Source organism: Methanomethylovorans sp., assembly GCF_041305605.1.
In the GTDB taxonomy this organism is placed as follows: domain Archaea; phylum Halobacteriota; class Methanosarcinia; order Methanosarcinales; family Methanosarcinaceae; genus Methanomethylovorans.
Genome location: NZ_JBFYLB010000179.1, coordinates 1 through 12,107, shown reverse-complemented (window position 1 = coordinate 12,107; position 12,107 = coordinate 1). Strand labels below are relative to the sequence as shown.

Below are 12,107 nucleotides of genomic sequence, written 5' to 3'. Positions count from 1 at the left end.
ATCAGATCCCAGACTCTTTCATGCAGTTTGCATTTTTTGCCGTTTATCTCTACAAAATAGGGTATCTCTTCTCCGACCCAGAAAAGACGGGCATGCAATTCTGCAAGAAGCTGCTGTCTTTCCCTTTCGGTGATGAGCAAATTAATGTCTCCTGTATCTATGCTATTATCCATGATCATTACCTCATATCTAAGATGAAGTAATGTAATATTACTTTAAGCCACAATGAGTCACAAATAATGATGGAGTCGAAACAGGAAAGAACCTGTATCTTTGGTAAATTTGCGATTCAGGCTCTATTCCTAATATTTTAACCTTTTACAGGTATTCTTCGATATATCCTATATCCTTGCCTGATGTTTCTTCCATGACGCTGATGAAGGATTGTTCATCGACTGTGCAGCCATGTTCGCTTAAACATTGCCAGCCAGTCTGCATTGTCTCTGGTCCCAGGTCTTCGTACACCAAATAAATTGCAGTGAACGCTTTACTGTAGCCGAACTGGATGGCTTCTCCATTAGTTGAATCGAAATTATCGGCAGTATCCCATGTAGAAAGGGGTATGTCATATTTTCTTTCCAGCTTTTGGTACGTTTCTAAAGTTTTATCTTTCCTTTTTTCAGCAATATCAGGTTTTGTTCGTTCCAGAACAAGATATGTGTATAGGTCTGCATGTCCTTCATCCATCCAGATGTGTGAAAAATGACATTCTCGTGTCCAATAGTGGGCAAGTTCGTGTATTAGTATGGCATCGCTGGAAGTATGAAGAAGATATATGCCTTTACTGCCTTGGTTAAACCCCCCGTAACCTTGGGTATCTTCTACGCTTGCCTGGACTATGGTAATATTATACCTGGCAGGGTATGGAAAGCCGGTGACATTTTCAAGCAATAGGAGACTTTGCATAGTTGTATTTAATATGTGTGTGCTCCAGGCATCTTCCCCTTCCCAGAACCTGACAGTTACTCCTACATCTTTTTCACTAAGACGTACAACACTCTTTATCTCCTGCATATTGGTGTGGTTCACACAAGTTACCTGGCAGGGGTTTTTCCAGGTAGCACCTCGTGGAAAAACGAATTCAGTGAATTCTCCCTGTTCAAGCATATGATAATCTTTTCTTTCAATATCAGTTTCGTAGGATTGAGGAGTTCTTAATATGACCTGTGTTCTATTACCATATTCCACTATACTGAATACTGCAGTGTTACTATTGCGTGGAAGGTCATATTCTATGTAAAATACATAACGATCTCCATACCATAATTTTTTACTCAGGCTGAAAGTGTAGTATCCCTCGGCCGTCAGACTCCAGGTAAGAGTATTACCATCCTCTTTCTCATAGGCATAGATGTTTTTTGCATTTGCCGGCAAGTAATAATTGAAGCTTGAATAGTAGCCTCTCCAGAACCTGGTGTCTTCATCATTGTTTTCAAATGTGACCTGTCTAAGTACATGTATGTTCTTTCCATCAGGCGAAACTTCATATGTAACATCTATATCTGTAATTGTCTGGTTCCAGCCACAGGAAACCGGAGAAACATATACTATGGACAATACTGTTAAAAAGAGAAAGATGGACCTAAGTAACCGTTTTTCGTAGTAACGCATATTATCCCGTTTTTATTATAGTAATACTGTGCACATGCATGTAAGTATTATGGCATAAAAAACTAAATTTTGTACATGCTCTGGAATGGCGTGTACATAGTCTGGCAGAGCATAGCTAAAAACCCTATCATTTCATAATGTGCTGGTCACTGCTTATCATTTTTCTGATCGCAGCAACTGAAAATTATAGTAAACAATATAAGTGTGAAAACCTATGAGGAATGCACATTTAGGAGATAGTTACATGAAATACTGGCAGCCAAAATATGAGACCATGGGTCACGAAGAACTCAAGGAATTACAGCTCACTCGGTTAAAAAAGACAGTGGCTGCAGCTTATAATAATGTTCCTTTCTATGCCCGCAAGTTCAAAGAGGCCGGCATAACTCCGGATGATATTCGATTCCTGGATGATCTGAAGCTTCTTCCTTTCACCCGTAAGACCGACCTGCGGGATAACTACCCTTTCGGCCTTTTTGCCGTGCCGAAAAGAGATATTGTGCGTATCCATGCTTCGTCCGGCACGAGCGGCAAACCAACTGTAGTAGGATACACCAAAAATGATCTGGAAACATGGTCTGATCTTATGGCTCGCAATCTGACAATGGTAGGTCTTGGCAAGAACGATGTATTCCAGAATGCAGTGAACTATGGCCTTTTTACCGGTGGACTTGGGTTCCACTACGGGGTGGAAAAGATAGGTGCCATGACGGTTCCCAGCGGTACGGGCAGCACTGTACGCCAGCTTGAGATGATGATGGATTTTGGAGTAACGGCCCTGCATTGCACTCCTTCTTATGCGCTGTACCTTGCTGAGACCGCCCGGGAGATGGACATAGTTGATAAATTATCTCTTCGTGTAGGATGTTTCGGTGCGGAACCATGGTCCTCGAACACCCGAAAACAGCTTGAGAACATACTCAATATCAAGGCATATGATTCCTATGGCCTTTCTGAGCTCATGGGGCCAGGTGTGGCCTTCGAGTGTGAAGAACAGGATGGATTGCATCTGTGGAGCGATCATTTCTATGTAGAAGTACTTGACCAGGATGGGGAACAGGTCGCTGAAGGAGAAAAAGGTGAGCTGGTGCTGACATCTCTTACCAAGGAAGCACTCCCTATTATCAGATACAGGACAGGAGATATCACACGGTTGCTGGAAAGTGAGTGTTCTTGCGGGCGTACTACTGTGCGCATTTCAAGATTACTGGGTAGATCTGATGACATGCTCATTGTCAGAGGGATCAATGTATTCCCCTCACAGATAGAAGATGTAATAGTGAAGATTCCGCAGATCACAGAACATTTCCAGGTCATCTTGGACAGGAACAAAAAGATGCTGGATGAGATCACCGTGAAAGTGGAAATTACGGAAAACGCTTTTACAGGGGAATTGCGTGACCTTGCTGCACTGCAAGAACATGTGGAAAATGAGCTTCAAAGCGTCCTGAACATACGTACTAATGTGGAATTGGCTGAGAAAGGCTCCATACCTCGTACGGAGGGCAAGTCTAAAAAGGTCATTGACAGACGTAATGCTCTTTGATTTTCTTTGTTCAAGTGTTCAACTTGAACTGCAAATCAGGTGATATGATGGCACATGTAATGGAAATCCTTGGAATGACACGGGTAGTAGTAAAAGATGGCAAGGTCGTAGAAGTAGGTGAACCGCAGTTAGAATGGTGCCCTCTCTTTGAAAAGGCCAGGGGTATAAAAAGGATCAACTCTGAAGAAGTAAGGAAGAACATGGAGTTTCGTATCAGGGACTTCGGCCTGTTCACTCCACAAAGAAAACTCGAAATGGATGTGTTCGTGGGTTTCGGTGCTTCAGAAGTAATGATGACAGGTCTTAACCGGGGCATGCTTGATACCACTGTTACCGTATGCGATGGCGCAGGAACTGTCATTACTGCCAATCCAAGATTGGTGCAGGGCATGGGAGCAAGGATCTCCGGGCTTGTAGAGACCGATCCCATTCCTGAGGTTATAAAAGGTATTGAACTGAGGGGAGGTACAGTTCTTGATCCCCTGCATGCGAGCATCGACCCGGTTGCAGGTGTGGAAAAAACTGCACAAATGGGTCACAGGAAAATAGCCGTTTCTGTTGTCGATGCTCTGACGGCTTCCAGGCTTAGGGAGCTTGAGAGAGTATATGACCTTGATCTAAGTATAATAGCTGCTCACACCACGGGCCTGACCAAAGAAAATGCTGCTGAGCTTCTCAAATACGTCGATATTGTAACGGGCTGTGCATCCAAATCCTTAAGGGATATCATAAAACCGATAGCACAGGTGGGTACGGCAGTGCCTCTGTTCGCAGTGACACAAAAAGGTAAGGAGCTGCTACTTGAACGCGCCAAGGAAGTGGAAAGTCCCATACTGGTTAATACCATGCCTCTTCCGGTTCTCCCTGAAAAGAAACAACCCCGGGAGCTGAAATAAAATTAATGAATACACTCCTGCAGATATGTATTTATGTGGAATTATTTTCTAGCTTTCATTTTCTTTATGCCAGTAATTCTTCTATTGTTTCGTTTTTTCTGTAAGCTGTACCTTGGAAGGTTGCGATCATCTCGTCTTCTTCGTCTGTAATGGTCACTATATATGTTGCCAATTTATGGCCTATGGATATCTCCTTGGCTTCTGCGGTCAAATAACCTTGCCTTACGGCTTTCACGTAAGCTATGGAACAATTTATTGCCATTGCTATTCTTCCGTGAGCGTTTGCCGCACTCCCGAAAACGAGGTCTGCAAGGGTAAAGATAGCGCCTCCGTGAACGGTACCGAAACCATTCAGATGTTCATCTGCAATGAGCATACGAGCTTTTGCATATCCGGGACTGGCATCAAGTAATTCTACATTACAATGTGCCGAAAATCTGTCCTTGGACAATAGTTCCATAAGTGGTGTAATTGTTTCTTGCACTGTGATTACTCCATTCAGATTCTCAGATGTATCTAGATGCTGCGGAAGGCCTAAAAATCTGCCGATGTCTGGGTTATAGATATTGCTTATTATTGACCTGACAACATAGGAATGACCACTATAAAGTTACACGGAAAATAATGAAAATTATTAATCATGATATTTATGGGATAGGTATATATAAGATGATTTGCTATATTGTCATGATCAACCATGATAGAAATGTACGGACACGAAACAGAAATGACGCAATTCGTCATAGTACTGATAACAATGGCCATAGCAACGCTTGCATACTACTCACTTTTCAGTTATCACGGGGTGATCTGACTCGCCTGTGATAGTAACTGACATATTACCTTTCCTCCTATTCTTCTTTTTCTCTTTCTTTTAAAAGCTTTCATATGCAGATATTGTTTCTATTTTCAAATAACTAGGACATGATTTTCTCGATTTTCTCTTTATATATCTCTTCTTTTCTATATTATTCACTTGAGCATAGATAAGTATTTATACTGGCTTCTCTTTGATGTAACTAGGTGGTACAATAAGTGAGCGCACTAATTCTTCCCTTAGAAGCATTCTATGGGAAATACGCATCATTATTCTCTTCTATGTTATAGGTGATTGGCTGAGCACAGCATATGCTCTCCCGAACGGACAGGAAGGCAATATACTTCTCAATCCCTTTATTTCAATTAGTGGAATTTATGGCTTGTTGTTGCTCAAATTGTTGTTTGTAGGATTGCTTGTGGTCAATTTATATATATTGAACAATTGTAAGCATGAGATAGCGCCTTACTTAAAAGAAGGGCTAAAATCTTCAGTGGCAGTCCTTGGTATAGTTCTTACCATAAACAACATCTTTGTGGGACTTTATGACTGGAGCTTTCTGGGATCTGTAGTTGCTGTGTTGAATGCATGAGGTTATGCCTAATACTATATACATTTAGTTCCTCATCCTTTCTCTATGAAGAGGATAAAAGGTATTGATAGGGGAACTCTTGAATTTATTCTAGAGGTAAGTAAGTCATCTTATCCGAATGAATTTGCGGGTCTGCTTAAGGCAGAAGACGGTATTATTACTGAAGTGCTGGTCTTGCCAGGGACAGAGTCCGGAGAAACCAGTGCTTTACTCAAACTATTCATGATGCCTAATATTTCTACAGTAGGTTCTGTGCATAGTCATCCGAGAGGAATTATCAAGCCATCTACCGCAGATCTGCAAATGTTTGGGAAAACAGGAAATTACCATATAATCGCAGGATACCCATATGATCTTCAAAGCTGGAAATGTTTTAATGCCGAAGGTGATGAGAGGGACCTACAAATTATTGATGGCTAAGCTCTTATGTACCTTGAAAGTGCGTTTTTCCAGGAAAGCAACAAGTATATATATCAAAAATACCAGTATGACAATTGCAGTTAGCTTAGTTGGCGAGTAAAGAAAAGGATAATACCGTTTCTGTTTGCTTCTTTTAGGTTAATTGACTGAATACAGAGAATGGGTTGTATTGATCAAGATAAATGATTCGGTCTCAACTGAAGCTGTTTCTAATGCCTTTTTTAAAGGTATTATAGAAGATACAGTTATGCGTATCCGCAGGTTTGTGGTTTTTGCAAAAGTAGAGATTTAAAGCCAGATTGACTAGGTCATGCACGAATTCTCAGTCTCAGCATGCTGAGACAAACTAATACAATAAAGCAACAAAGGATATCAAATATGAACAACGATAGAAGAGGCGGAAGTGGCGGATTCAGGTCCGGCGGAAGTGGCGGTTCAAGAGGCGGAAGCGGTGGAAGCGGTGGATTCAGGTCCGGCGGAAGCGGCGGTTCAAGAGGCGGAAGCGGTGGATTCAGGCCAAGCGGTCCAAGGGAAATGCATAAAGCAACCTGCGCTGACTGCGGACAGGAAACTGAAGTGCCATTCGTGCCATCCGGTGACAGACCTGTATACTGCAGGGAATGCTACCAGAAGCACAGACCACCAAAGAGATACTAACTACTCTATATAATTATTTCTAACTGAAGTGAAGTACATCATTTGTACTGCACTTCATTTTTTAAATTCATATTCTCAATTTTGATCGAAGCATCATTGATAGATGTCTACCGCCCATTCAATTCCAGTAGTCTTTCTTTAACTTATAAAGAAGAAGAGCTGAAGCTAAAGCTATGGAAACAGAATTAGCCAAGATCAGGGCCATATCTTTGATCAGCAATCCGTGATACAACCATAGTGTCATACCTGTTGTGGAGCACAAAAGCATCAGTAATGAGATGTCTTTTGTGGATTTAGTCTTCAAGGCCTTCAGCAGCTGAGGTGCAAAAGCAAGGGTGGTAAGGGTTCCTGCCAGATAGCCGATCATGTAATACTCCATTTATATTTTTTTATTCGCCTATATCAGTACTAAGTACATCCAGGTTTAAAAACTAACCTGATATTTTCATCTCTTTTTCTTATCATCCTTAAATAAATTCAAGTGCAAGGTATGATGTTAAGCTCTCATTATAAGATTACATTGTAGTACTAACTTCTCATATGAACTGAAGAGTATCACAGGTATTGTGAATTATTGCAAGGTTTTGTTATATATTACAATGCCATTGGATTATTCAGAAGACATATTTGCCGGGCATCTATATCCATAGTAAAAAGGAGGATCTGATCCGTATCCTCCTGCCTCTGTGGATCTCTATGGTCTGACCAGAGCAGGATATTCAGGATGCTACAATGCTAATGGTGATAACTCAATGGTTCTCATAGAATCCTCAGAAATCCTCGATACTATCAAGCTGTTGCACAGTTTTGCAGCAACATTTAGTTTGGAGGAAGCTTCGAAAGCATACCAGAATATAATTTGCCTTATTCAGTTAATGGAAAATGAAAGCACGGAAGAATATCAATCTCCTCACAGAGATATATTTACAGAAAGACTTACCTGATATAGCATCATTTTTCAGCTTTAAAACATACGGTGTGGAATACGTTTCCACATTCACGTAGTGAGTCTCTTGTACAATGCCGGAAGCCTTGCAGGCAGCACCTGTGCATCGTCAATTATCGTGTAACCCACATTTGAGAAAATCGTATCAAGATATTTCCCGGGATTCTTATCTACTGTTATGCAGAAGAAATGTATGTTGCGGGCATTACCTTCCTGGATGGCTACCCGTGTATCCTCTTCCGCAAGGCGTCCTTCATATGCTCCTTCGCCATGACAGGTGTCATAAGGTTCTCCATCTGAGAGAAGCACTATAATCTTTGTTCTTGCCTGCACCTGTTCCAGCTTTTCAATGGAATGTCGGATCACAGGCCCAAGCCGTGTATTAGCCACTGGTTCCAGCTGGCTTATCCTGTGGGCCACAGTATCGGAAAGTTCCTCATTGAACTCCTTTATGATGTAATACTCCACATCATTGCGTGTATGGCCGGAGAAAGCATAGATAGCATATTTGTCTCCAATACTTTCCAGTGCCTGGCTCATGATTATCACAGAATCTTTTTCCACATCTATTATACTCTGGCCCCCCATGTCCAGCTTTTTGGAAGTCGAAGCGCTCACATCCACAAGGAAAAGGGTAGCTACATCCCTTTCTCTTTTGTCCCACCTCAAATAAAAACGATCATCCAGACTCACCCCACATTTTTTTTGCATGAGGGCTTCTATGAACGCATCAATGTCTATTTCAGTGCCATCAGTCTGTCCTTTTAGCTTGTGGAAGGCTTCCGGCTTCATTGTGCTGAAAATCCGTCTAATGAGGGTTATCTCATTACTGTAGCGTTCTATAGCCTCTTCAAAATATTCTCCTGAATCCCCCATTGGCTCTATTTCTTTCACTACGCACCATCCGGATTTGTAATCATTGATCACAGTATCCCATTCATCGTATCTGAAAATCTCACGCACATTCCAGTTATTTGGAATAGCATAGTTTTGTTCCTGGAACATTTCGTCTGGTTTTTCTTCTTTCTTCTCTTCTTCCTTGCTTTCCTCACACTGGGGTACGAATCTTGCGAGCATGTGCTCATAGGGGTCCTTGGAAGCAGGTCCTTCTTCAGTCAAAGCAGAAATGCCTATGCCTCTGTATTCGAGATTTTTTATCGGTGTGTATTGCCGGTTAGTCGGGGGAGTGTAAAGATCCCCGAGCAAAGTATAAATTTCAAATGTTACTTCCAGGGAATCCAGGGTTGAGGAATTCGGATGAAGTGCCTTATGAAGCAGATCCCTGCAAAAGGTTATTGCAGGCTTAATCTTTTCTTCTATATCGAAGGCCGGTTCATTGCCGGTGGAAAGCCAGAGCAGGGCTTCCATGAACCTTTCCAGGCCATTTTCAGGAATAGGCCTTGCCTGCAGGAGGTGAGTTCTGATCTCTTTGAAACTATCACGCAGTCCCCTGTAGGAAGCAAATATCATGTATTCTATCCTTGCATCCTCTATGATGCCCATGATATCAACAGCCAGAATATGATCTGGAAAAGCTGAGAAGAGGCTTGAGATGTCCACAATTTCCACAGCACTGCTGAACATTATTCCCATTTTTTTAAGTACAGGTGCTGCTGCTCGAGTGGATATTTCCGTGGTGCTGAACTGCACATGTCCTACTTCATGCATCACACTCAGCTTATACATATTGAAGTTATCCTCAAAACCTCCATATTTCTTGATCTTTGGTTCCAGATAGATCGCATTGCCAGCAATTATAGGATTTATAAGGTCAACACCTTCAGCCAGCGGAAGGACATGTTTTGACCGGATACTAAAATCCACACCTGAAAGACCAACAGCAAAATACCTGAGGATATTTGCAACTTTTTTCAGGGCAACGCCACCTTTAAGTTCTTCTATCATATCTGTGGAACTTTTGGATTTGAGAGAAAAATAAGGTCTGCCACGAATCGAATTTTCATCAAAAATGCTGATGCCTTTAAGGGCCCATTCTTCAAGTTCCCTTACATCCAGCTCTTCCAGCAGGGATGGTGAAAAAGCAAAGTAATCTACTGCTATCTTTTTATCTTTTTCATATACCTTAAGGCCTGTACCTGCCCATTTTCTGATCTCTTCAGGTTCTATCTTTTCTACTACTTCCGGCAGGCTTTCAAAGAAAACACCTGCTAACAGCCAGTCTATCCCCAGCAACATGCGTGCCGTAGAGAATACTTCTCCGTGATAGCCCGGCGGGATCTTCTGAAAAGCGACCGCTGAGTGCTTGCAATAGCCGGAGCCCAAGTTGGAACTATGTTGTGCGATCATTTTTCCTATAGCCAGCCATTCCCTGAAATTCTGGTAGTTAAAGAGCTGCAGCACATCAGGAGCGTATTTGAAGTAATTCTCCACGCACGCCGGGTTTACCAAAGCGAGCTCAGATCCCACATCAAGTATGAATGCTCTTTTTTCACGGTCCGTGTCCCGAATATGGCTTTCAAGACCCTTGAAACTATACTCGATAAATGCTTTTGCAGCCTGTCTATCTCTGAAAATAAGGGCTGCACATCTTTCTGCCCATTCCTTTATTTCATCAATGTCCACAGAGCCAAGGAGCCTGGGGCTTCGGTTAACAAAGGATATGGCCACATCTGTGTTTAGATCTGCAATCCTTTCTGTCACAGACAACCATTTTTTGAAATCACTATCATTCAAATTGGCCACGGAGAGAGGGGACTTATTGAACAATGCCAGAGTCAGAGGAACACTGAAGCGGAGAACGGAACTCAGTGCATTGAGGACTAAATGCCGTCTTTGAGGCTCGATAGCAACAAAAGTTTCCTTGGAACCGTTGATGATCTCCACTACCGTCCTCCAGTCCTTTTCTCTCATATTTTCGATGATCTCAACGAACCCATGGAACTCGGCCGGAGATAGCAGAATTAAAAGGCTTGCCAGATTTTTATAATAACTTTCAGCTACCCTTATGTTGGAGCCTGATAATTTGCTGCCGATAGCTACAAGTTCTTCCAGATATTCAAACTCTACAGAAACTACCACTTCAGCGGTATTGGTAAAGTATGATATAGCAAGTCCTTTGTCTTTTGATGCGATGGATAATCCCATTTCGGCCCATCTTTGTAAAAGAGGTAAACCGCTTTTTTCAATGATCATACCTGAGGCATCAAAGAATCCTTCGATGCAGGAATTGCTGAGAAATGATACTTTTTTTGATAGTATGTCCCATTCTCTGAAAGCGTCTCGTGTAAGCAATCGATACACCTGAGGCGCTGCCCTGAGATAAGATATAATAACTCTTCGACTTTTGCCTGCTATGAACTTTCCGGAAATTAGTATGAAATTCAGGTCTTGTGAATGCACATCTATAAGCTTTTCCACTACAGAAGACAGGTCGTCCGGATCAAGATTATGGAAATATGATCTGACAGTCTCAATTATTTCTTCCCGGGAAAAAGGTGTTTTTCCACCCGTTTCTGGCATTCCTCTTGTTCACTCCATGATAGTGGATATGATCTCATTAATGCTTTTTTGCAGATCAGTGTTGTCGGTTATAGGCTTGACCATGGCTATACGGCATGCTTCCTTGGGGTCGATTCCATCCTTTATGAGCTTACCTGCATAGATGAGCAAACGGGTACTTACACCTTCTTCAAGGCCATGCTGCTTGAAGTTCCTTATACGGTGACCTATATCTACCAGATAGCTGGCCATTTCCTCATTTACCCCACTTTCATAGGTTACTATCTTCATTTCAAGTTCCGACGGGGGATAATCGAAATCTATAGCCACGAACCTCTGGCGTGTGCTTTGCTTGAGGTCCTTTACAACACTCTGATAACCCGGATTATAGGAAATACTCAACATGAATTCGCAAGGGGCCCTGAGGATTACCCCCAGCTTATCTATAGGCAAAATACGCCTATCATCAGTGAGGGGGTGGATAACAACTATTGTGTCCTTGCGTGCTTCCACAACTTCATCAAGATAACAGATAGCACCGTGCTTAACAGCTTTTGTAAGAGGACCATCGCTCCATTCCACTGATTCTCCTTTTATCAAAAACCTTCCCACAAGGTCAGTAGCCGTCAGGTCCTCATGACAGGCCACGGTTATCAGAGGACGCTTTAGTTTGTAGGCCATGTATTCCATGAAACGAGTCTTTCCACAACCGGTCGGCCCTTTAAGGTTAACCGGTAATTTGTTCCGATAGGCTGACATGAAGATCTCCACTTCATTTCCTACAGGCACATAGTATGGCTCCTTCTCAATGAGATACTTCTCAATAGGTAATTCCTCTGATAAACCACATTTTGTAACCATAGCACCGATTCCAGATTTAATTCGTTGTTGTACAATGAATGGAGGATTATGGTTTATATTTAGTGGTATTGGAGAGTGAAAGGTAGAATGGAATTATATGTCTGAAAATTGCAGAAATAAATAGGTATAAAGTTTCATTGACTGCAATGAAGGTATGATCTAGATTATGGGATTTGCAAATGATCTATAAATTTATTCAAGATTTAAGAAAATAATGGGCTATGCTGGATTTAAGGTACTGACCATTGTAGTTTTCTAATGTCAATTTTCCTAGAAGCTATGTTCATAATTTATGTTATATA

At 41.9% G+C, this 12,107-nt stretch carries 11 protein-coding genes; 6 read left to right on the top strand and 5 right to left on the bottom strand.

What is annotated here, in order from left to right:
• Positions 1 to 318: 318 nt before the first annotated feature.
• Entirely contained in the window at positions 319 to 1,611 is a 1,293-nt protein-coding gene (locus tag ACCM36_RS11485) for a hypothetical protein (RefSeq protein WP_370573905.1), read from the bottom strand.
• Between the two features lie 244 nt (positions 1,612 to 1,855).
• Here ACCM36_RS11485 and ACCM36_RS11480 point away from each other — a divergent pair, with 244 nt between their 5' ends.
• Together ACCM36_RS11480 and ACCM36_RS11475 are read left to right on the top strand one after the other, a co-directional pair.
• Complete coding sequence (locus tag ACCM36_RS11480) at positions 1,856 to 3,157, top strand: phenylacetate--CoA ligase family protein (protein ID WP_370573904.1); 1,302 nt, start codon at positions 1,856 to 1,858, stop codon at positions 3,155 to 3,157.
• A gap of 47 nt (positions 3,158 to 3,204) precedes the next feature.
• The gene (locus tag ACCM36_RS11475) at positions 3,205 to 4,053 is read left to right on the top strand and encodes a methanogenesis marker 8 protein (RefSeq protein ID WP_370573903.1); all 849 of its coding nucleotides are present in this window, start codon (positions 3,205 to 3,207) and stop codon (positions 4,051 to 4,053) included.
• A 64-nt stretch (positions 4,054 to 4,117) separates the two neighbouring features.
• Here ACCM36_RS11475 and ACCM36_RS11470 read toward each other — a convergent pair whose 3' ends face one another.
• Complete coding sequence (locus ACCM36_RS11470; protein WP_370573902.1) at positions 4,118 to 4,537, bottom strand: PaaI family thioesterase; 420 nt, start codon at positions 4,535 to 4,537, stop codon at positions 4,118 to 4,120.
• A gap of 547 nt (positions 4,538 to 5,084) precedes the next feature.
• Here ACCM36_RS11470 and ACCM36_RS11465 point away from each other — a divergent pair.
• From ACCM36_RS11465 to ACCM36_RS11450, 4 genes are all read left to right on the top strand, one after another.
• On the top strand, positions 5,085 to 5,462 hold the full coding sequence (locus ACCM36_RS11465) for a DUF5658 family protein (protein WP_370573906.1): 378 nt from the start codon (positions 5,085 to 5,087) through the stop codon (positions 5,460 to 5,462).
• Between the two features lie 45 nt (positions 5,463 to 5,507).
• Complete coding sequence (locus ACCM36_RS11460; RefSeq protein WP_370573901.1) at positions 5,508 to 5,882, top strand: Mov34/MPN/PAD-1 family protein; 375 nt, start codon at positions 5,508 to 5,510, stop codon at positions 5,880 to 5,882.
• 142 nt (positions 5,883 to 6,024) lie between these two features.
• Entirely contained in the window at positions 6,025 to 6,174 is a 150-nt protein-coding gene (locus ACCM36_RS11455) for a hypothetical protein (RefSeq protein ID WP_370573900.1), read from the top strand.
• Positions 6,175 to 6,260: 86 nt separating this feature from the next.
• On the top strand, positions 6,261 to 6,539 hold the full coding sequence (locus ACCM36_RS11450) for a CxxC-x17-CxxC domain-containing protein (RefSeq protein ID WP_370573899.1): 279 nt from the start codon (positions 6,261 to 6,263) through the stop codon (positions 6,537 to 6,539).
• Positions 6,540 to 6,657: 118 nt separating this feature from the next.
• Here the strand turns inward: ACCM36_RS11450 and ACCM36_RS11445 are convergent, their stop codons facing one another.
• The 3 genes from ACCM36_RS11445 to ACCM36_RS11435 form a co-directional block, all read right to left on the bottom strand.
• Positions 6,658 to 6,906, bottom strand: coding sequence for a SemiSWEET transporter (locus tag ACCM36_RS11445; RefSeq protein ID WP_370573898.1), 249 nt, complete (start codon positions 6,904 to 6,906; stop codon positions 6,658 to 6,660).
• 630 nt (positions 6,907 to 7,536) lie between these two features.
• Positions 7,537 to 10,965, bottom strand: coding sequence for a nitric oxide reductase activation protein NorD (locus ACCM36_RS11440; protein ID WP_370573897.1), 3,429 nt, complete (start codon positions 10,963 to 10,965; stop codon positions 7,537 to 7,539).
• Between the two features lie 9 nt (positions 10,966 to 10,974).
• The gene (locus tag ACCM36_RS11435; RefSeq protein ID WP_370573896.1) at positions 10,975 to 11,805 is read right to left on the bottom strand and encodes a CbbQ/NirQ/NorQ/GpvN family protein; all 831 of its coding nucleotides are present in this window, start codon (positions 11,803 to 11,805) and stop codon (positions 10,975 to 10,977) included.
• Between the last annotated feature and the right edge of the window lie 302 nt (positions 11,806 to 12,107).